General features: G+C 70.4%; 19 protein-coding genes. 7 read left to right on the top strand and 12 right to left on the bottom strand.

Annotation, left to right across the window (positions count from 1 at the left end; translation table 11 throughout):
* Positions 1–84: 84 nt before the first annotated feature.
* The gene (locus KCQ71_RS22270; protein ID WP_223410499.1) at positions 85–1242 is read left to right on the top strand and encodes a phosphotransferase enzyme family protein; all 1158 of its coding nucleotides are present in this window, start codon (positions 85–87) and stop codon (positions 1240–1242) included.
* On the opposite strand, the gene KCQ71_RS22275 is transcribed toward KCQ71_RS22270, so the two are convergent.
* On the bottom strand, positions 1228–2976 hold the full coding sequence (locus KCQ71_RS22275; RefSeq protein ID WP_223410501.1) for an ABC transporter ATP-binding protein: 1749 nt from the start codon (positions 2974–2976) through the stop codon (positions 1228–1230). The two genes, KCQ71_RS22270 and KCQ71_RS22275, sit on opposite strands and share 15 nt — an antisense overlap.
* Positions 2973–4697: an ABC transporter transmembrane domain-containing protein gene (locus tag KCQ71_RS22280; RefSeq protein ID WP_223410511.1), complete on the bottom strand. Its 1725-nt coding sequence runs from the start codon at positions 4695–4697 to the stop codon at positions 2973–2975. The genes KCQ71_RS22275 and KCQ71_RS22280 overlap by 4 nt, the downstream gene beginning before the upstream one ends.
* An 81-nt stretch (positions 4698–4778) precedes the next feature.
* On the opposite strand from KCQ71_RS22280, the gene KCQ71_RS22285 reads away from it, so the two are divergent.
* The 4 genes from KCQ71_RS22285 (at position 4779) to KCQ71_RS22300 (ending at position 7536) form a co-directional block, all read left to right on the top strand.
* Positions 4779–5180 carry a RidA family protein gene (locus tag KCQ71_RS22285; protein WP_223410513.1) on the top strand — a complete coding sequence of 134 codons (402 nt, stop codon included), beginning with the start codon at positions 4779–4781 and terminating at the stop codon, positions 5178–5180.
* 34 nt (positions 5181–5214) lie between these two features.
* Positions 5215–5757: a DUF1697 domain-containing protein gene (locus KCQ71_RS22290; RefSeq protein WP_223410515.1), complete on the top strand. Its 543-nt coding sequence runs from the start codon at positions 5215–5217 to the stop codon at positions 5755–5757.
* Positions 5758–5884: 127 nt separating this feature from the next.
* Complete coding sequence (locus tag KCQ71_RS22295) at positions 5885–6697, top strand: hypothetical protein (protein ID WP_223410517.1); 813 nt, start codon at positions 5885–5887, stop codon at positions 6695–6697.
* On the top strand, positions 6694–7536 hold the full coding sequence (locus tag KCQ71_RS22300) for a hypothetical protein (RefSeq protein ID WP_223410520.1): 843 nt from the start codon (positions 6694–6696) through the stop codon (positions 7534–7536). Before KCQ71_RS22295 ends, KCQ71_RS22300 begins: the two co-directional genes overlap by 4 nt.
* Positions 7537–7551: 15 nt before the next feature.
* Here the strand turns inward: KCQ71_RS22300 and KCQ71_RS22305 are convergent, their stop codons facing one another.
* From KCQ71_RS22305 to KCQ71_RS22335, 7 genes are all read right to left on the bottom strand, one after another.
* Positions 7552–8223, bottom strand: a complete 672-nt coding sequence (locus tag KCQ71_RS22305; RefSeq protein WP_223410522.1) for a hypothetical protein — start codon at positions 8221–8223, stop codon at positions 7552–7554.
* A 67-nt stretch (positions 8224–8290) separates the two neighbouring features.
* Positions 8291–10219, bottom strand: a complete 1929-nt coding sequence (locus tag KCQ71_RS22310) for a glycoside hydrolase family 127 protein (RefSeq protein WP_223410523.1) — start codon at positions 10217–10219, stop codon at positions 8291–8293.
* 43 nt (positions 10220–10262) lie between these two features.
* Positions 10263–11267: a Gfo/Idh/MocA family protein gene (locus tag KCQ71_RS22315; RefSeq protein ID WP_223410526.1), complete on the bottom strand. Its 1005-nt coding sequence runs from the start codon at positions 11265–11267 to the stop codon at positions 10263–10265.
* A gap of 7 nt (positions 11268–11274) precedes the next feature.
* A complete protein-coding gene (locus tag KCQ71_RS22320; protein WP_223410528.1) occupies positions 11275–12207 on the bottom strand; it encodes a carbohydrate ABC transporter permease in 933 nt (310 codons plus the stop codon).
* Positions 12204–13160 (bottom strand): carbohydrate ABC transporter permease, encoded by a 957-nt coding sequence (locus KCQ71_RS22325; protein ID WP_223410529.1) that lies wholly within the window; start codon positions 13158–13160, stop codon positions 12204–12206. The genes KCQ71_RS22320 and KCQ71_RS22325 overlap by 4 nt, the downstream gene beginning before the upstream one ends.
* A complete protein-coding gene (locus tag KCQ71_RS22330) occupies positions 13157–14518 on the bottom strand; it encodes an extracellular solute-binding protein (RefSeq protein WP_223410530.1) in 1362 nt (453 codons plus the stop codon). Before KCQ71_RS22330 ends, KCQ71_RS22325 begins: the two co-directional genes overlap by 4 nt.
* Before the next feature lie 45 nt (positions 14519–14563).
* Positions 14564–16468: a glycoside hydrolase family 127 protein gene (locus KCQ71_RS22335; RefSeq protein ID WP_223410532.1), complete on the bottom strand. Its 1905-nt coding sequence runs from the start codon at positions 16466–16468 to the stop codon at positions 14564–14566.
* A gap of 170 nt (positions 16469–16638) precedes the next feature.
* Between KCQ71_RS22335 and KCQ71_RS22340 the strand changes: the two genes are divergently transcribed.
* Positions 16639–17643: a LacI family DNA-binding transcriptional regulator gene (locus tag KCQ71_RS22340; RefSeq protein WP_223410534.1), complete on the top strand. Its 1005-nt coding sequence runs from the start codon at positions 16639–16641 to the stop codon at positions 17641–17643.
* 265 nt (positions 17644–17908) lie between these two features.
* On the opposite strand, the gene KCQ71_RS22345 is transcribed toward KCQ71_RS22340, so the two are convergent.
* Positions 17909–18832: an NADP-dependent oxidoreductase gene (locus KCQ71_RS22345; protein WP_223410536.1), complete on the bottom strand. Its 924-nt coding sequence runs from the start codon at positions 18830–18832 to the stop codon at positions 17909–17911.
* A gap of 600 nt (positions 18833–19432) precedes the next feature.
* Here KCQ71_RS22345 and KCQ71_RS22350 point away from each other — a divergent pair.
* Entirely contained in the window at positions 19433–19666 is a 234-nt protein-coding gene (locus KCQ71_RS22350) for a hypothetical protein (protein ID WP_223410538.1), read from the top strand.
* Between the two features lie 24 nt (positions 19667–19690).
* Here the strand turns inward: KCQ71_RS22350 and KCQ71_RS22355 are convergent, their stop codons facing one another.
* Together KCQ71_RS22355 and KCQ71_RS22360 are read right to left on the bottom strand one after the other, a co-directional pair.
* Complete coding sequence (locus tag KCQ71_RS22355) at positions 19691–20140, bottom strand: cupin domain-containing protein (protein ID WP_223410540.1); 450 nt, start codon at positions 20138–20140, stop codon at positions 19691–19693.
* Between the two features lie 124 nt (positions 20141–20264).
* Positions 20265–20654 (bottom strand): PPOX class F420-dependent oxidoreductase, encoded by a 390-nt coding sequence (locus tag KCQ71_RS22360; protein ID WP_223410542.1) that lies wholly within the window; start codon positions 20652–20654, stop codon positions 20265–20267.
* Positions 20655–20676 lie beyond the last annotated feature (22 nt).

A 20676-nucleotide genomic window follows, 5' to 3' on the forward strand; every position in this document is an offset into this window, starting at 1 on the left:
CCTGCCCTCAGGGTCAGTCGAGTCGAGTCGAGCCTGTTCGAGTGCCGTGCAGCTGGGGCGAGGGCACATCGAGGAGGGCTTGTCATGACGAGAAGCGGGAGCTTCAAGCGCGCTGTTCGCGATCACGCGCGCAGGACGGGACAGCGCTACACCCAGGCGCGGGCGGACCTGGAGAACATCAGCCGACCGTTCGCCGACACGCGGCCCTTCGATCCGGACGCGCTCACGGTCCACCTGGAGTCGCATTACGGGATCCGCATCACCTCGATGCTGCCGATCGACGACGACCCACGGACGCGGCCGCGTGGCTCCTGGCCCGGCCACTACCCCTCGACGTTGATCGTCGAGCGCGAGCAGGGGACACCCTGGATCGCCCGAGTGTTCTCGTCGTCGGCCGACCGGGTCAGCCGCGTGCAGGAGGATGCCGAGATCCTCGGTTTCCTCGCAGATCACGGCTTTCCCGCCGAGCGGCCGGCGGTCGACGATGCCGTCTCGGTCATCGACGGCAGCGGAGTCCTGCTGACCGAGTTCATTGCCGGCGGGCGGCCGACCGACGCCCACGGTCGAGTGACCTCGCCGGAGGTGCTCCACGAGCTGGGCAGCCTGCTCAGTCGCCTGCACACCCTTCCCACGGTAGGCGGCGCAGCCGCCCGCGACGGCGGCTCGGAGGAACACGACGGCGGCTTCCACATCGGACGCCCACGGCAGGACCTCGTGGCTGCGATGCGGTTCCTGGTGAGCGTCGAGGACAAGGTCGCACCGCCGGGGCGGGAGACGTTCGAGCGGCTGCGTGACCACGTCGAGTCCGCGGACGATGCCGAGCAGTTGCCCGAAGCGTTCACGCACAGCAACTTCCACGCGTGGGCTGCTCTCGGTGCGCCCGGCGAACTGAGCATCGTCGGTTGGGCGGGGTCCGGTCGTGGTCCGAGACTGCCGGCGTTGGCGTGGCTACTACGCACGGCGTCGGAAGGTCGGCCCGAATTCGTTGATGCCGTCATGCGCGGCTACCGCCAGCATGTCTCACTGACCGATGAGGAGATCGCCCGGCTGCCCGCGGTGCTCAACATCCGACCGCTGTGGTTGGCGTGCCTCGAGTACCGCGAGGCTGTGCGTGCCGGGCAGACACCCGTGCTGGACGACGACGGAGGCTACGGCTTCCACCGTCCGGCACGATCCGAGCACCTGGCAGCGCAAGCGATCGCTGCACTGAGCGACTCGCCGCACCGGTCAACCGAACTCTGACGATCGGCCCGTCCACGCGCGCCAGAGCGTGGCGTACGCGCCGTCGGTCGCCGAGAGCTCGTCATGTGTGCCGAGCTCGGTGATACGGCCGGCGTCCATCACCGCGATGCGGTCGGCGTCTCGAGCCGTGTGGAGTCGGTGTGCCACGGCGATCACCGTTCGCCCCTGTGCGGTTGCGGCGAGCGCGCGTTCGGTGTGACGGGCCGCGCGGGGATCGAGGAGGGCGGTGGCCTCGTCCAGAACGATGGTGTGGGGGTCCGCGAGAAGCACGCGGGCGAGAGCGACGTGCTGGGCCTGAGCACCGCTGAGCTCGTGGCTGCCCAGGTCGGCGTCGAGCGTTTCCGGGAGCTCGTCCACCCAGTCGGCGCCGACTGCGTGGAGCGCGGCGATCAGTTCGCCGTCGCTGGCATGCGGAGCCGCGATCGTGAGGTTGTCGCGCAGGGAGTCGGCGAAGACATGGTGCTCCTGCGTGATGAGCACGACGTGGTTGCGGAGCTTCTCGGGTGGGAGGTCCGCGGTCTCGACGCCGCCGACGGCGACCGACCCCTGGCGCGGGCGGTCGATCCCGGCGATGAGGCGCCCAAGGGTGGTCTTGCCGGCCCCCGACGTACCCACGATCGCGAGATGCTCACCCGCCTGCACGTCCAGGCTCACGCCCTCGAGCACGTCGCCGGTCTCGCCGTAGGCGTAGTAGACGTCGGTGATCACGATGCGCTCGTCGACCGGAGACGGCGCGCTCGGCGCGGTGGTCCGCTCGCTCTCGGCGCCGAGACCTTCGACGCGGGCGAACGAGGCGAGGCTGCTCTGCAGCGTCTCGATCCAGATCATGAGCGTGTCGACCGGTCCGCTCAACTGGCGCAGGTAGAGGGTGGCGGCGACCACAGCGCCGAGGCTGATGTCCTGATCGAGGTAGAGCAGACCGCCGACGCAGAACACTGCGCCGACGGCGAGCGCTGTCGAGATGTCGATGGTCGGGAAGAACACCGTGCGCAGTCGCAGCGTCCGGAGTTGGGCGGTGATGGCCGTGGCCACACTGTCCGCGGAGGCCGCCCGACGACGCTCCTGCAGCCCGAGAAGTTCGACGGTGCGAGCGCCGGCAGCCGTGGTGGCCAACGCATCGGCGACCTCAGCGTGCGATGCGCTCTGGGCCAGGTACGCCGGCCGTGCTCGACGCAGGTACCAACGCATCACGAGCGGGATCGCGAGCAGCGCGACCAGCGCCACCCCGCCCAGTGCCGGCGACAGCAGGAACAGCGCGGTCAGCACGATCAACGCTTGGATCAGCGCGAACAACACCTCCGGCGCGGCATCGCGCAGAACCGTGGCGACAAGTCCGGCGTCGGTGGTGGCCCGCGAGGTCAGGTCCCCGGTTCCAGCCCGCTCCACCGTGCGCGCGGGCAGCCGCATCAGAGCGTCGGTCAGCTGCTCGCGCAGGCGCGCGGCCGTTCGTTCACCGAAGCGGTACCCCAGATAGCGGGCGAGGTAGCCGAGAGCGAACTGCCCGACGGCGGCCAGCACCACGAGCAGGCCCAGCCGGTCGATCTCGGCGAGCCCATGCCCGGCTTGGACGCTGTTGACGATCTGTCCGACCAGCCACGGGGCGAGGAGCCCTGCCGCAGCCGCGGCACAGTTCGTGCCGATGACGGCGGCGAACGTGGCTCGATCCGCGCGGACCAGCCGGGCCGCTGCCTGGCGGACCTCCGCGGGCTTCGCGATCGGAAGCGGGGCACTCACGAGACTTCGCCGTCGTCGGGCCTGCCTGGATCAGCGGTCTCCCCACGTAGGACGAGAGCCGCATAGGCGGGTACGTCACGGATCAAGCTGGCGTGAGTGCCGCTGGCGACCAGCTGGTCGCCGGCCACGAAATGGACGTGATCGGCCGCCGCCAGCATCAGGATCGATGTCGAGGTGACCACCGTGGTGCGGCCCTGACGCGCGCGGACCAGGCGCTCGACGACGTTCGCCTCGGTGGCGGCGTCGACGGCGGAGGTCGGATCGACCGCCAGCAGCACCTTCGGGGTGGACAAGACCGCCCGGGCCAGTCGCAGTCGTTGCCGTTGACCACCGGACAGGTTGCTTCCACGGGACTCGATCCTCGACGCCAGACCATCCGGCAGCGCACGCACGAGGTCGTCGGCCGCAGCGACGTGCAGGGCATGCAGCACCACGTCCTCATCGACGTCGTAACGGCCGGCCACCACCTCGCCGACCGTTCCCGCGAACAGCGCTGCGTCGTTGTCGGCCACCAGGAGCTGGCGACGGAGCTCGCCGGGATCCATCTCGGCCATCGGCTCACCGTTCCAGGTCGCGCCCGGACGCAGGCCGCCGAGCCGGTCGACCAGCGCCACCGCATCGGCCTGTCGGGAGGTGGCGATCACGGTGAACGTGCCCGCTGCGACCCCGAGTCCCGTGACCGAGTCGATGAGATCGCCGTCCGCGGGCACGGCTCTGGCCCTGTCGCCGTCGCCACGCTGCAACGAGAGGAAGTCCGTCACCCGGCGGCCGGCGACCAGCGCGCGACTGAGATCGACCGCGCCCTCGATGAAGGACGACACCGGGACGACCAGGACGGCGGCATACCCGAAGACCGCGACCAGCTCGCCGATGGAGATCTCGCGCTCGACGGTCAGCCGCGCTGCCAACCACACGATCACGGCCACGAACAGGGTCGGCACGCCCAGGGCGGTCGCCTGGATCAGGCTGGTGACCCGCCCGACCTGGTAGCCCTGACGCTGCAGGTCTTGGGACGCCTGCCGGAACCGGTCGGCATAGACCTCCTTGCCGCCAAGACCGTTGAGCACGGTCAGACCGCCGATGATGTCGACGATCCGGCCCGTCAGGGCGCCCTGCTGAGCGCGGTACTCCGCACCTACCGTCTGCAACGGGCCGAGCGCGGGCCCCAGGATCAGTGCCAGGACCGGCACGCCGCAGAGAACCACGACGGCCAGCAGCGTCGAGATCTGGAACAACAGCACCGCGATCACCACGTAGGCGACGGCGGCTCCCACGCCGGGCCCGGTCACCGTGAGGCTGCGGCCGAGCGTCCATGCGTCAACGCTCCCGATGGCCACCACCTCTCCGGCTCGGCCGCGCCGCTGCTGGGCGGCACCGAGTTGGATCGACTGTGCTGCGAGCGTCGACACCGTTCGGAATGCGGCATCCATGCGTACCTTCGTCATCGTCCGGTGACGCCAGATGCCCAACCAGGCGAGCACCGCACCCGAGCCGACCAGGGCCACCGACCACGCGAGAACCGCACCCCGGTCGGCGTCGTCGAGACCGTCGACGGCCCGGGAGAGCAGGTACGGCGGGAACACCAGACCCACCATCCAGACGGTGCCGAGGAACGCCCCCAGCGCGACCCGTCGTCGCTGCTGGAGCACCAGCCATCCGAGGTATGACCATGGTCCGCGAAATATGGGAGCCCGGTGCTCGGCGTCGGCGGGGCTCGTCATGCCACTACCCAATCACAAGCCCTTCGCCGTGCGGCACGCGCGAAGTACCACCGGTGTCGGCGGCTTGTGCCACGCTCGAGTATGGCTACCATCCAACGAATCCGCCCCGAGGGGCTTGTCTCCAGTCCTGCGTTCAGCCACGTGGCCGTCGTCCCGCCGGGCGCAACCACGATCTACGTCGGCGGTCAGAACGCCGTCGACGCGGACGGCGCACTCGTCGGTGCCGACGACGTGGCGGCTCAGTCCATTCGTGCGCTCCAGAACGCCAGGACCGCCCTCGAAGCCGTCGGAGCGAGCACGGACGACGTGGTGCAGTGGAATGTGCTGTTCGTCGAGGGGGTCGACCTTGCGGCCGCATACGGGGCGATCGCCGGCGAACTCGCCTCCGATGAACCGCCGCTCGTGACGGGTGCGCGGGTATCCGGGCTCGGCGTGCCCGGAGCGCTCGTGGAGATCGGCGCGATCGCCGCCGTGCTGCGATGAGCCGGTCGCGCTCGCGGGCTTGCCGGGGTGCTGGATGACCTCGTTCGTGGCGCTGCTGCGCGGGATCAACGTGGGTGGTAAGAACCTGATCGCCATGAGCGACCTCGTGGCGTCCTTCCGTGAGGCCGGCCATCAGAACGTGCGGACGCACGGCCAGAGCGGCAATGTGCTGTTCGAGGCGGACCACGCCGGCGGGCCAGATCTCGAGACCGCCGTGGAACGGATGCTGCAGGATCGTCACGGCGTGCCGATCCTGGTCGTGATCCGCACGCGTGACGAACTGGCCACCACGATCTCGGCAGCGCCCGCGGATCACGGGTCGGACCGGCTCCGCAGTGACGTGTTCTTCCTGAAGGGTCCGGCCACGGCCGAAGCGGTGCTCACCGAGCTGCCGGAGCTGCGCGACGGAGTCGACTCGGTGGCGCCGGGCCCAGGGGCGCTCTACTTCTCCCGCGTCGCCGCGCTCGCGACCAAGACCCGGATCCAACGTCTCATGGCGATGCCGATCTTCCAGCAGATGACCGTGCGGAGCTGGCGGACGACCACCCGCCTGCTCGAACTGCTCGACGGCGCTTGAGCCCTTGATCGCCCGAACGGCCCATAACGATCGGATCAAAGTTCGGCGCCAGGGATCGCATCCGCCCGAAGCCTGACCTAGGTTGCCGGACATGGGGAGTGTTCGAGGGGCGCGGCCGGTGGCGGCCATGATGGCAACGATCGCGCTGGCGGCGACGGCGCTGACCGGCTGCAGTTGGTTCGGCCTGGAGCCGCCCGAACCCGTCACCTGTGCGCAGTCCGGGCCGCCGGCGACGGCGGCCGGCGAGACCGCGCCGGTCCTCACGATCGCGCGGGGATCGACGAGCGACCTCGTTCTGGTCGTCTACGCGGACGGCAACGTCGCCACGCACGCCGATGCGGATGCCGCGGCCGTGGCGGAGGCGGGTGCGGCTGTGGCCGCGCTGCCGCGCTACGCCGGCGGGCCCTACCAGGGTGGCGCGGTCGGCTCCTGGGAGGGCGGCTACCTGAACACGTGCGCGGTCGACGAGCTTCACCGGTTGGCCCAGGACGCACTCTGGAGCGACCCCGAGCCCGGGCAGCCCCAGGTCACCGACCTGCCCACGACGCACTTCCACTACACCGACGGCGGATCCGTCGCCGATGTCGCGGTCTACGCCCACGGCGCCGGCTACACCTCGGGCCTGTCCTGGTCCGAGCGCCGGGTCCGGGACAAGATCGTCGCCCTGACCGACTTCCTCGACGCCAATGTGGTGGCGGACGGGGGAACGCTCCCGGTCACCGAACTCCAGATCGACGGCAACGGTGCCGTCGGCGCGGACTTCACCTGGCCGTTGGCGGCGACACCGGTGGATCTGCTCGGGGACGCCCAATGCGCCGTGATCGTCGAGGCGGACGCGGTCACCCTGTACACCTACGCGCTCGAGAACGAACTCGACGTCTCCGAGTACAACCTCGCGATCCGGGCGCTTCCGCCCGGGGTCGCCGGGTGTCAGCGGTGATCGGAGGCAGCCGTCGCATCGCCGCTGCGCTCGCGGCGCTCACGCTGCTCCTGGTGGTCGGCGGGTGCGCCCGCGCCCAGTCGCCGGACCCGGTGCAGGCATGCGCCGAGGGTGAGGTGCCGGAGCCGTCAGGTGAACCCGGCGACGCCGAGATCCTGCTGGAGGTGGCGAGCGGGTTCGGGCCAGAGGATGTGCACACCGTCGTCTACGGCGACAGGCACGTGGCCACGCTGACGGCCGAGGACGAGGGTGCGCTGGCGATGCTGGCCCTGCCCCGGTACATCGCCACCCCCTACGACTCCGGTCCGGGAGCCTGGCAGGGCGGCCACCTGCCGGACTGTGCCCTCATGCAGATCCGGGAACGGGCCGAGGAGATCGTGGTCGGCGACCACGAGTTCGGTGAGCCGACCATCAGCGATTCGGGCCACACCTACGTGACCTACACCGACGCCGACGGCACCCAGCATCGAGTTGGTGCGTACGCGTTGGGGAGCGAGGACGGCGTCGGCGGTATCTCGGGCGCCGAGCGCATGGCCCGGGAACGTCTCCTGGCGCTGATCTCCGTGGTCACCGAGAACGTCGCGACCACGGAGATCCTCCCGCTCGACGAGCTCCAGCTCGACGGCGGCGTGGAGGCTGTCGAGGAGGATCCCGGTGGCCCCGAGTGGCCACTCGAGGAGAACCTGGCGCAGACCCTCGACGACCGCGACTGTGTTGTGTTCACCGGTCACGACGCCCAGGACGTCTACCGGTTCCTGCTCGACGGCGGGTTCGCCGAGGTCGAGGGCTCACTCACGGTGAGGGCGCTGCCGCCGGGCTTCGCGGGCTGCGTCGAGTAACCGCCGACCCCCGGGTCAGCGTCGCCGCAGGGCCGCTCGCCGCCGCTGCGAGAAGGCCACGAACGCCCCACCACTGACCAGCAGGTACCCGACGATCACGGCGACCGAGCCGAGTCCGGGCAGCCCCACCCCGGTGGCGAGGTCGACGCCCGCGGTCCCACCGCCGTCGCGCCAGAGGGTGATGACCACGTGCGCCGTCCAGACGGCGCCGCCGAGCGCGAGCAGTCCGACCAGTCCCGCGACCGGCCACGCCTTGTCCGCGAAGATCACCAGCGCCGTCACCAGCATGCCGGCGGCGAGCACCAACAGCCCGGTCTGGGTCCAGGCCGGCCCGAGGGCCAGGTGCTGGTCGAGCCCCGACCAGGCCCCGGTCGCCGAGGCGACCGCGACCGCCGCCGCGGCGATGTACGCGATCCCGGTCACGACCCGGACCAGCCGGGACCGCGCCGGCAGACCCACCGCGAACAGAGTGGTCAGGACGAGCGGGAACACGAAGCCGAACTGCAGGTAGACCAGCGGGTCGGGGAACGGCGAGCCGACCACGTCGGGCAGCCGCGAGAGCAGATCGCCGATGTCGGCCAGCGTGCTCACGTCATCGACCGACTCCCGTCCCCAGGGCAGCACGACCACCCCCAGCCACAACAGCGCCAGGCCGGGCCAGATCAACAGCAACGCCTTCAGGCGCATGGTCCTCCTTCGGGTCGAAGTCGGCATGCAACCACACGACCCTGGGAGGACCCGGCTGACGCGCCGGTCAGGCCTCCCGCAGCCAGACCGCCATCGTGGAGCGGCCCCGGTTGTTCCACGAGTAGTACGGCACCGCGGTCAGCGGCAGCTCGGCGCGGGGTGCCCGCTCGAGGAAGTACAACGAGTCCTGGTCGGCCCGGCCGCGGCTCTCGCCCCAGGCCGGTCCGACGAGCTCCGGCACCACGCCCGACGGCGTCGCTCGCGGTTGCGGGGTCGCCTCACCCAGCAGCACGGCGTGGGCCGGCACGTCGACGTCGACGCCCTCGACGCAGTAGACGAACGGACCGCGGGCCAGGGCCACCCGCCCGACGTCCGCGGCGACGAGCGTGCTCGCGTGGACCCGCCGCACGTCGACGTCGAACCTCACCTCGACGGTGTCCCCGTCCGCCCACTCGCGCCGCAGCGCGACGTAACCGTTCTCGTCGACCGCACCACCGCCGTCGGGCGTTTCGCCGTTCACCCGAACGGAGACCGAACGCGACCACGACGGCGCCCGCACCAGTAGCGACCAGGTGGCCGGTGCGGCGGCGCCGACGGTCAGGTCGATCCGGTCGCCACCCGGCCCGGAGGTCTCCTGACGCAGCTCGACCCCACTGCCGGCGACGTCGGTGGTGAGCGTGGAGCCGATGAACAGATCGACGGCGATCGCGTCGGTCCCGGTCGCGTAGATGTAGGACCCGAGCGACGCCTCGAGCCGGGCCAGGTTCGGCGGGCAGCACGAGGTCTCGAACCAGTCGGCCCGGTCGACCGTGCCGTCGCTCGCGAGCGGGTTCTCGTAGAAGAACCGCCGCCCGTCCGCGCTGACGCCCGCGATGACGCCGTTGTGCAGGGCGCGCTCGAGGATCTCGATGTACGCGGCCTGCCCGGTCAGGCTCGCCATCCGCCGTGCCCAGAAGACGAGGCCGATCGAGGCGCAGGTCTCGGCGTAGGCGGTCTCGTTCGGCAGGGCGTGGTCGCGGGTGAACCCCTCGTTGTGGCGGGAGTCGCCGATACCGCCGGTGACGTACATGCGCCTGGTGGTCAGGTGGGTCCAGAGCCGTTCGCAAGCGGCGCGCAGGCCCTCGTCAGCGGTCTCCGCGGCGAGGTCGGCCATCGCGCTGTACAGGTACATCGCGCGCACCGCATGGCCGACCACCTCGGTCTGCTCCCGCACCGGCGCGTGCGACTGGTTGTACTCGCAGCGTTCGGTGCGTGCGGGCTCGTCGGTGGGGAACGGTGCGCCGAAGAACGCGGGCGTGCCGCGCCGGTCCTGCTCCACCTGCCAGTAGTGCGGCTGCGTGCCGCGCTGGTCCACGAACGTCAGGGCGAGGTCGAGGTAGCGGCGCGCGCCGGTGGCCCGGTACAGCCGCACCAGGGCGAGCTCGACCTCCTCGTGCCCGCAGTACCCACCGTGGTGGGCGCCACCCGGCCCGAACTCCACGCAGAGCAGGTCCGCGAGGCGCGTCACCACGTCCAGCAGCGTGGTCCTCCCGGTCGAGGAGTAGTGGGCCACCCCGGCTTCGATGAGATGCCCGGCCGAGTACAGCTCGTGGGCGTCGCGCAGGTCGGTGAAGCGCTGCCCCGGCGCGACCACGGTGAAGTACACGTTCAGGTAGCCGTCTTCTTGCTGGGCACCGGCGAGTGCGGCGATGACGCCGTCCACCCTGGCCTCGAGCGCGGGGTCAGGGTGGGTGCCGAGGACGTAGCTGGCCGCCTCCAGCCACTTCGCGATGTCGCTGTCCCAGAACGGGTGCGGCTTCGGCTCGTCCGATCCGGGCGTCCAGGTCAGGGCGAGCGAGCCGAGCCGGCCGGTCGCGACGAGCTGGTCGTACTGCGCGTCCAGCGTCCGTGCGCGCAGCTGTTCCTGGCGGGGCGCCCAGAACGGGTCGTGGACGACGACGTCGCGCACGTTGACGGGTATCCGGCGGGCGACGGCGGTGGTCGGGTTCTCGGTCATGTCTCCTCTTCGAGTGACAGCGGTCAGGCGGTGGAACGGTGGCTCAGGTGGGTGGGCCCAGCGGCACCTCGGCGCCGCCGCGGGCGAGCGACTCCCGGGCGGCGAGCACGACGCGCACGTCGGCCGTTGCGGCGGCGAGGCCCACCAGCGGCGGCCGGTCGGTGGCGATCGCGTCCGCCCAGTCCGCCACGATCCAGCGGTGGCTGTCGTAGTAGGACTCGGCGGCGCAGATCGTCCGCGAACCGGTGCCGTCGACCAGGCGGGCGACGCCGTCGGGCCGTTCGTAGGCGACGTCGATGTCCAGCTGCGCCCGGGTACCCAGGACCAGCCCTTCGGTCTCGACCGCCCGCGCCGGCGTGCCCCAGCAGTACAGCGACGACCCGAGCAGCCCCGAGGCGAACCGGACGTCGAGGGTCACGGTCTCGACCCCGGCAGCGCCGCCCGCCCGGTGGGCGGCGACGGCGACGATCTCCCCGCCGAGCACGCGCAGCATGCTCGTGTGATGGGTGCCCTGGTCCCAGAGCAGGCCGGACGCGGCCTCGCCGCCCAGCCGCCAGGGCCTGGCCCATTCGTCGCCGAGCGTGTACGCGCGGGTGCTGCGCAGCGCCAGCACCTCGCCGACCGCGCCGTCGTCGATCGCGGCACGGGCCGCGCGTACCGCCCGCAGGTGCGGGTAGTTCTCGGCGATGGCGACGACGCGCCCGGCCCGGTCCGCCGCGGAGGCCGCCCGTCGGCAGTCCTCGGCGGTCAGCGCGAGCGGCTTCTCCACCAGCACGTGCAACCCGGCATCCAGCGCCTCGACGGCGACGTCCGCGTGTGCCGCGTGCGGCAGGCGGACGTCGACGCCGTCGAGGTGCTCAGCAGCGAGGGCCTGCGCGAGCGAGCCGTACGCCCGGGCACCGAGGCCATCGGCGAGCTCGGCCCGCCGGTGGCGGTCCCGGTCCACGACGGCGGCCACGGTGACCTGCTCGACCAGCGCCGGGTAGACATCGCGGGCCATGATCGTGCCCATGGCTCCCGCGCCCACCAGCGCGATCCTCAGCGTCATGGGGCCATCATCCCTTGAGCCCCGTGAGCGTGACGCCCTCGACGAAGTACCGCTGCAGCACGAAGAACAACACGATGATCGGCAGGATCACCACGAGTGAGGCGGCCATGAGCAGTCCCCACTGCGCCGTGTACGTGCTCTGGAACGTGGCAAGGCCGAGCGCCAGGGTGAAGTTCGAGTCGTCGGTCAGGTACAGCAGCGGGCCGAGGAAGTCGTTCCAGACGCCGATGAAGGTGAAGATCACCACGACCACCGTCACCGGCTTGGCGAGCGGCATGATGATCCGCCAGTAGACCGTCCACGGGTTCGCCCCGTCGATGTAAGCGGCCTCGTCGAGCTCGTAGGGGATGGACAGGAAGAACTGCCGGAACAGGAAGATGTTGAACACGCCGCCGCCCGCGCCGGCGAAGAATGCCGGGACCGTGAGCGGGATGAACGTGTCCAGTGCACCGAGCTCGCTCCACATCACGAACGTGGGGATCAGGGTCACCGCGTACGGCAGCATCACGCCGCTGAGCAGCAGCCCGAAGACGACATTGCGGCCCCGCCAGCGCAGCCGGGCGAAACTGAAGGCACTCAGCGAGCACGTGATCACGGTGCCGGTCACCACGAACAGCTCGATGATCATCGTGTTCAGGAAGTAGCGCGCGAACGGTTGCGCCGTCAGCGCCTGCGGGAAGTTCTCCCAGGCGAACGGGTCCGGGATCCACGCGGGCGGGCTCGAGAAGATCTGCGCGTCCGTCATCAGAGCGCTGCGGATGAGCCAGACGAACGGCACGATCATGACGATGGCACCGAAGGCGAGGACAAGCCAGAGTCCGGCCCGCGTCAGGCCGCGTGCCTCGCCGACGCGGGTCCGGGGCGAACGGCCCCGGCGCTGCACCGCCGTTGCCGTCGGCGCCGACGGGTTCTTCGGCCCGGGGGCCAGGACGCCGGTCATCGCGCGTCTCCCATCTCGTAGAACACCCAGCTGCGTGCGTTCCGGAACAGCACCACGGTGACCACCATGACGATGAGGAAGAGCACCCACGCGAGGGCGCTCGCGTACCCCATCTCGCTGTCCGTGAAGGCCTTCGTGTACAGGTAGTAGATGTAGAAGAGCGTGGCGTTGTTCGGCCCGCCCTCCGTCATCACGTAGGCCTGGTTGAAGACCTGGAACGTCCCGATGACACCGGTGACCAGGTTGTAGAAGATGACCGGCGTCATGAACGGCCAGGTGACGTGGCGGAACTTCGCCCAGGCGCCGCCGCCGTCGAGGGCGACCGCCTCGTACAGCTGGCCCGGCACTCCCTGCAGACCCGCCAGGAAGATGACCATGGCGTTCCCGAAGCCCCAGGTGGCCATGATCACGAGCGACGGGATCGCCGTCGACTCCGAGTACAGCCAGTTGGACGTGGGCAGGCCGACCGAGCGCAGGATCGTGTTGAACAGCCCGAAGTCCGGGTTGAAGATCCAGATCCACAGGACCGCGCTCGCCACCGCCGGCACGAGCGTCGGCAGGTAGTACACGGTGCGCCACAGGGACTGCCCCCGGAAGCTCTGGTTCACCAGCAACGCGACGACGAATCCGACGAACAGGGTGAGCGGTACGGCTGCCAACGTGTAGTAGGTAGTGACCCCGAGGGACTTCCAGAACAACGGGTCGCCGGCCATCTCGACGTAGTTGCCGACCCCGATGAACTGCGGGTCACCGCCGATCTGCCAGTCCGTGAGGCTGAAGATCAGCGAGGCGACCATGGGCCCGATCGTGAAGATGGCGAAGCCGAGGATCGCGGGGAGTGCGAGCAGCACGCCCCAGCGCGCCTCGCCGCGCCCGAGGCGTCGGCGCGGACCACCAGGCGAACCGGGTGGTGCCTTGCGCGCCGGCGCCCGGTCGAGCGTCGTGCTGGTCATTGCGGCGCGGAGGGGTAGACGCCCTGGAGCATGCCGTCATTGAGCTGGGCGGCGAGCTCACCCATGACGGTCGCGACGTCCTCCTCCCCGGTCTGGATACGTTCGGTCGTGGCGGTGATGAGCCGGTCGATCTCCTCGATGTTGCGCAGCTTCTGGGTGAAGTAGGTCTGCGAGTTCTCGAGGGTGTAGTCGATGACGGCCGTCTTGTACTCCGGCGGGTGCGCGTCGTTGTCCGTCCACGAGGCGATCGCCTCGGGGTCGGTGTAGTACTTCTCCTCCAGCGGCATCCAGAGCCCGCTGCTGAACAGGTCGACCTGGTCCGGATCGGACTGGAACGCGTACAGCTCGAGCGCCTGCTCCACGTACTCGGTGTCCGCGAAGATCGCCGTCGGCCCGCCCATCGCGGTCGTCTTCGGCGTGCCGAGGCTCGGCAGCACCCCGACCCCGAAGTCGAAGCCCGCCTGTGAGACGTCCAGGAGCGCCCACTGCCCGTCGACGGCCATCCCGAGGCGCCCGGAAGCGAGCTGGACGGCCATCGACGGTGCGTTGTTCCCGAGTTGCGAGGGGGACGGTGCGACCCGGTGCTCGTACATGAGGTCGATGAGCTTCTGGAACATGTCGATGGCCTCGGGGCTGTCGAGCATCGTGCGGGTGCCGCTGGAGTCGACCACGTCGACGCCGGCGCTGAGCAGCAGGCCGTACCAGGCTCCGGACCACATGCTCGCGAGCGTTCCGAACCGGGCCACCTGGGCGGGGTCGAACCCGGCCTCGTCCGGGCGGCGGCCGCTCTGGTCGGCCGTGAGGAGGTAGGCGTTCTCGACGTAGGTGTCCCAGTCCCATGCCTCGGCGGCCGAGGCCGGCGGCGGCTGCGCACCCGTCTCGGCGAACGCGGCGCGGTTGTAGAAGGTGATGACGGTCTCGTTGGCACCCTGGGTGCCGAGGCACTTGCCCTCGTCCCAGTAGAAGTAGGACCCGGGCAGCCGTTGCCCCAGGCTCGGGTACTCGTCGAAGTAGGGCGCGAGGTCGAGCAGTTTGCCCTGCTCCGCGAGACGGTAGGCCATGGCCGGCTGGACGTACCCCAGATCGGGCACGTTGCCGCTCGCGACGAGCGCGTTGAGCTTCGTGTCGTAGTCGGCCGGGGTGTAGACCGGCTTGATCGTGAGCTGCTCCTGGGTGTCCTGGAAGCTGGAGAGCATCGCCTCGATGGCGTCCTGCTCACCCGTCGATCCCCAGAACATGTACTCGAACTCGTTGCCGCCGCTGCACGCGGCCAGCGATCCGCCGATGCCCACGGTGGCGGCGAGGCCACCGCCGATCTTGAGGACGTCCCGGCGGCTGAGGTTCGGTGAACCTGTCATGTCACTCTCCTTCGAGTTGATGTGGATGGATCAGTCGGTGTGCGCTCAGGGCGCGACGGGCAGCCAGACCTTCATCGGTCCGATCTCGCGGTTCGCCCACATGAAGTACGGGATGGCGACGATGTCGACGGCGGGGCCGTCCGGTGCCGCCCGGCCGTCGAGGACCACGGCGGGCACGCCGCCGAGGACGTCGCGGTGCTCGACGCGCAGGTTCGCGCCGACCATGACGACGTCGTCGACGAGGACGCCCGTGGCCTGGTCGACCTGCTCGATCGTGTAGAGGAGTGGACCGCGCCAGACGGCGACGGCGCCGCGCACGGCGTCGACGCGGTGGTGGCCGCGCTCGGTGCGCGGGGCCATCGGCAGTCGCAGGGTGATCCTCTGGCCGGTGCGCCACGGTCGTCGCAGGCGTGCGTAGGTGCCCGCGTCGACAGGGACGGCCACGCCGTCGAGGTCCAGTTCGGCGCCCGTCGCCCAGGAGGGGACCCGGATCGCGAGCTCGCGTTCGCGCCCGTCCGCCCCGGTGACCTCGACGACGACGTCTCCGTCCCACGGGTATCCGGTCGCGACCCGGAGCGCGAGCCCGTCGCCGTCGATCTCCGCGGCGGCGTACTGGTGGATCTGGATTCCGCCGTCGGCGGCCGTGGCCAGGTACTGGCTGATGGTGGCGAGGGTGCGCATCAGGTTCGTCGGGCAGCAGGAGCACCCGAACCACTCGTGGCGGCCGCTGGCGGCCATCCGCGAGTCGTAGGCGATGGCGCCGTCACGGACCTGGAGCGCGTTGACGTAGAAGTACTTGTCGTGGTCGAGGGAGACCCCGGACAGCACGGCGTTGTAGAACTGCCGCTCGATGAGATCGGCGTACTTCGCCTCGCCCGTGGCGATCAGCAGTCGCCAGCTCCACTGCAGCGAGGCGATCGCGGCGCAGGTCTCGCCGTAGCCGCGGTCGGTCGGCAACTCGTACGGGTCGCCGAACGCCTCGCCCTCCCAGCGTGAGCCGAGGCTGCCGTTGACGTACATCTTCGCCTCGACCATGTTGTCCCACTGTCGGCGCAGCGCGGCCAGCAGGGCGGTGTCGCCGTTCTCGAGGGCCACGTCGGTGGCACCCGACGCGAAGTAGACGGCGCGGACCGCGTGACCCTCGGGGTAGACCGTCTCCCGGACGCCGATGCGGTCGCTGAAGTACACCGAGGTCCAGCCCTGCCAGGTGGGGTCGGTGAGGGAGCCACGGCCCCGGACCTCGACGAAGTAGGTCGCGAGGTCCAGGTAGCGGCGATCGCGGGTCACCCGGTACAGCTCCACGAGCGCCATCTCGACGAGCGGGTGGCCGCAGGTCTCCTCGCGCTTGCCCCAGCCGAACGTGGTGTCCAGGTGGTCGGCGGCGCGGCGGGCGACGTCGAGCAGGACGGTGCTGCCCGTGGCGCGGTACTGGGCCACGCCGGCCTGGATCATCGTGGCCATGTTGAAGATCTCGTGGTCGTAGGAGATCCACTCGTAGCGGCCCCGCTTGCCTGCGGCCTGGTTGAACGTGCTCAGGTAGCCGTCGTCGGCCTGGGCGCGGCTGACCAGGTCGGCGTACTCCGTGAGCCAGCGGCCCAGGTCGGGGTCGTCGCGATGCCCGAGTTCCCACGCGACCGCCTCGAGCCACTTGAACGCCTCGCCGTCCTCGAAGACAGGGCCGGCATGGGGCGATGCCTGCTCGCGGGCTGCGGCGTGGGTGAAGTTGTCCCAGGCGCGCTCCCGCTCGAGGTGGTCATGGCCGCGGGTGACGGACACCTGCCCGTTCTCGTGTTCGAGATCCGCGAGGAACCCGCTGGTCAGCCGGATGGCGCCGAGGGGGAGCGGGCGCACCGCGGTGGCGGCGATCGGGTCGACGGGACCGGCGCCGGCGCTGCGGAGCGCGGCCGGGCTCGGCGTGGGGCGGACGGGGGGTGAGGACGGGACGCTCACGGATCTCCTTGACACGGCGATGGGACTGGTTCGGTCCGGGCGAGCAGGAGCCTGACACAGAAGTGGTGATTGACGCAACATGTTTCCATCAGTTTCCGGATGCAGGGCCGCTGGTGGTCGGCGGAGCCGTTGCTGGTTGTGTAGTGTTTCCGGAAACACCGGGAGGACAGATGACCGCTTCGAGGAAGCGCGCAACCATCCGCGATGTCGCGGCGCGCGCCGGGGTCTCGCCGGGTACCGTCTCGAAGGCCCTGAATCACAGCGGAAGCGTCAGCGCCGATACGCGTGCTCGGATCGTCACGGCGGCGGAGGAGATCGACTTCCGGCCGAACGAGCTCGCCAGGAGTGTGTTCGAGCGTCGCAGCTTCACGGTCGGGATGATCACCACGGACAGCTTCGAGAGGTTCAGCGTCCCGGTGATGCTCGGCGCGGAGGATGCCCTGGGGGCCGGTCGGATCTCCGTGTTCCTCTGCGACAGCCGCGATGATCCGATCCGCGAGCGTCACTACATCGATGTGCTCATGGGGCGCCGGGTCGACGGCTTCATCGTCACCGGCCGCAGTTCGAACGTGCGGGCGCCGCTACCCGTCGAGCCAGGTTTCCCGGTCGTGTACGCGCTCACGCCCACGGCTCGGCCCGAGGACTGCTCGATCGTTGTCGACGACACCCAGGTCGGTGCCGTCGCTGGCGAGCATTTCGTGCGGATGGGGCGCCGGTCCGTCGCCCACATCACCGGACCCGAGCACTTCGACGCCGTTCAGCTACGTTCCAAGGGCCTCGCGGGTGCGCTGGCCGAGGCCGGGCTGGAACAGACCGGCCCGACCTATCACGGCAACTGGAGCGAGGCGTGGGGGCACCAGGCGGCACAGATGGTGCTGCGCGCCAACCCCGACGTCGACGCGATCTACTGCGGCAGCGACCTGATCGCGCGTGGCGTCCTCGACGGGCTGCGGGACCTGGGCCGAGCGGTGCCGGACGAGATCGCCGTCATCGGCACCGACAACTGGGAGGTCATCGCCACCGGTGCTCGTCCCGCCCTGACCACGATCGACACGCAGCTCACGCAGATCGGGCGCCTTGCGGCGCAGCGGCTCCTGGATGCGATCGCGGGCCGGCCCCACTCCGGCACCGACCGCGTGCCGGGCCGCCTCGTGCTGCGCGGCTCCACGAACTGAGGATCAGCTGCGGGCCCAGCCCGCCCTTCGTCGTGAGTGCAGACGCCGGGCGTGGCGGCCCGTCACCGCCACGCCCGGCAGTCTGCTTCACCGGCGCCGAAGCGCCGAACCCGCTCCCGTGGGGAACGGACATCCATGAGGAGGCCGGGACGGGGGTCCTGATACATCCCCCGATGAACCCGAACCGACCTCCTGAAAACTAGCCGTCGGCTGCGCCCGCTGGCGATGGGGCGTTCTCCCCATGCCCTCCGGGCGGACGCACGCGTCAGACGCGGATCACCAGTTTGCCGCGGGTATGCCCGCGTTCGTTCTCGACGAGCGCGGCCGCGGCCTCCTCGAGCGGGTACACCCGGGCGACCTCCACCCGGAGCGCGCCGGAGTCGGCGAGCTCGGCGAGCTCGCGCAGATCGGCGGTGTCCGGCCGGGCCCAGACGTACTGGCCGCCGTAGGTGTCCCGGGCGGCGGCGTCGGTGATCGACCCGACCGTTCCGCCCGCGCGCAGCAGCGCCGGCGTGTCGTCCAGGGTGCCGCCGACCAGGTCGAGGATCACGTCCACACCCTCGGGTGCCAGGGCGCGCACGCGCTCGACCAGGCCGTCGCCGTAGGCCACCGGCTCCGCCCCGAGGGAACGCAGGAAGTCATGGTTCGCGGGCGAGGCCGTGCCGAGCACGCGGGCGCCGCGCGCGAGCGCGATCTGAACGGCGAACGCCCCGACGCCGCCTGCGGCGGCGTGCACCAGAACGGTTCGACCGGGCCCGACGGCGGTGCGTCGGATCAGTTGGAGGGCGGTGAGCCCGGCGAGTGGTACCCCGGCCGCCTCCTCCCAGGTCAGGGAGGTCGGCTTGGGGGCGAGGGTCCGCACCGGCGCGGCCACGTACTCGGCGAACGTGCCGCCGGAGATGACGTCCGTGCGCACGTAGCCGTACACCTCGTCGCCGACCGCGTAGTCGGGCGTGTCCAGCCCGAGCCGCTCCACCACGCCGGCCACGTCCCACCCGGGGACGACCGGGAAGTGAGCGGCGACGAACGAGTCCAGGTAGCCCTCGCGGGCCTTCCAGTCGACCGGGTTCACGGCTGCCGCCCGGACCCGGATCAGTACGGAGTCCGGGCCGACCAGTGGCATCGGGTGGTCCTCGGTGACCTCGAGGACGTCTGGCCCGCCGTAGCGGGAATAGGTGATTGCTCGCATACCTCGTCAACGTAGTGCCCGTGCAGATCTCCGGCACAGCACGAACCGGCGTACGGCTCCCGGGTACGCCGGGGTCGGCGACGGCCCGGACCGCGGGTGGGCTCCGCCGTCGGGTAGCGTGAAGGCGACCGGAGTGACCATGGCGAGGGCCCCACCGGCCCGCACGGACGCCACAACGGGGAGGGACAGGGTGCGCAGGAGCGCCAGCCAGAAGCGGGCCAGGAAGAACAAGCCCGGCGATGACAGCCAGCTCAAGCCGCAACGGCCGTGGCAGGTCCTGAGCCGGTCGATCTTCCGGATCGAGACCGGACCGCCGGGCCTGGTCCATGAGTACGCCGTCGACGTGGACCACTTCGATCCCGACGAGAAGGTGGCGCTCTACCGCGACGGCCGCCAGCACCTCGTCGCAGGCTCGCCGGCCACGTTCGCGGTGCCGGGCGGCGCGATCGAGGTCACGCGGTCGACCTTCGGGGTCAGCCGGATGCATCTGGTCGCCGACACCGGCGAGGAGCGGGTGCTGGCACCGGACCGGCACAGCGCCGAGTACTGGCGACTGGTCCTCGACCGGCGCCACCCACGCCTCAGCAGTGGATCGGACGGGTGGCCATCGGCATCCTCGTGCTCGGCCTCGTGCTGTTCGTGCCGCAGCTGCTCGAACTCGTCAGCGGCCTCGACGTCGTCGCCGAGAACGTCGGAACCTTCACCTCGCCCATCTCGCTGCCCGCCTGGCTGAACGGCACCCTCCTTGTCGCCGGGATCCTCGCCTCGATCGAGCGGGCGATCACCCTGCGCAACCACTGGCTGCTCGACCTCGATACGTGGTGGCTCGGCTGAGCCGATGACCGGCGGGGAGTGACCTCAGTCCTCCGCCGGATCCTTCTCGGCGTCCTCATGAGTGGGGTGCTCGGTACCCGGCTCGTGATCGGGAGGCCCGTAGAGGGCGTAGAGCTTCAGTGGTTCGTCGCCGGTGTTGATGACGTTGTGCCAGGTGCCGGCCGGCACCAGGATCACGTCGTCATCCTTGACGTCCCGCACGAACGGGAGATCGTCCTCGGCGGGCCCCATCTCGGTGCGCCCGGTGCCCTTCTCGACCCTCAAGAACTGGTCGTTCTCCTCGTGCACCTCGAGGCCCACGTCATCGCCCACGTCGATGCTCATCACGGTCAGCTGAAGGTGCTTGCCGGTCCACAGGGTGCGGCGGAACTCGGTGTTCTCGACGGTCTCCGTCTCGATGTCGACGACGTAGGGTTCGCCGCCGTGGTCCGTGGCGGTGGTGTAGGGCTCGTCCTTCTTCCGGTTCTCGTTCATGCCGACCTCCTCGGTGCCCGCGCCGAGTAGGTCCCGGCATCGTTCAGGGTAGGCAGATTGCGCGGAGATCGCCTGCGGTGCCTCGGCCGGTCGTCACTATCGGATCGTGACATGTGTCAGGCGTCTACTTGCGGATGACCTTCTCGATCGACATCACGAGGATCACGCGGTCCGCAGAGTCCGGCGGCGCCGGGGTGTCCGCGTCCCCGTAGCGCGCACCGAGCACCTGGTAGAACGCGCCGGTCGGGTCCGGTACGACCTCGGTGAGGCGGCCGCGCACGGAGATGAACCGGTACGGGTCGGCCGGGTCGGGGACCGAGAGGGCCATCCCCGCGTTCGCCTGCAGGTTGCGGTACTTCGCGCGCTTGGTCGTGTGCGTGAACTTGAGGACGCCGTCGGAGTGCAGGAACCACATGGGCTCCACCTGCGGGTCCCCGTCCGGGCGCACGGTGGCCAGGTGGCCGACGTTCGGGTTCTCGATGAGATCGGTCAGGTCTTCGGGGATCGATGCCATGGCCACCAGCCTAACGACCGGC

The organism is Occultella gossypii (genome assembly GCF_019947135.1).
GTDB classification, from domain to species: Bacteria; Actinomycetota; Actinomycetes; order Actinomycetales; family Beutenbergiaceae; genus Occultella; species Occultella gossypii.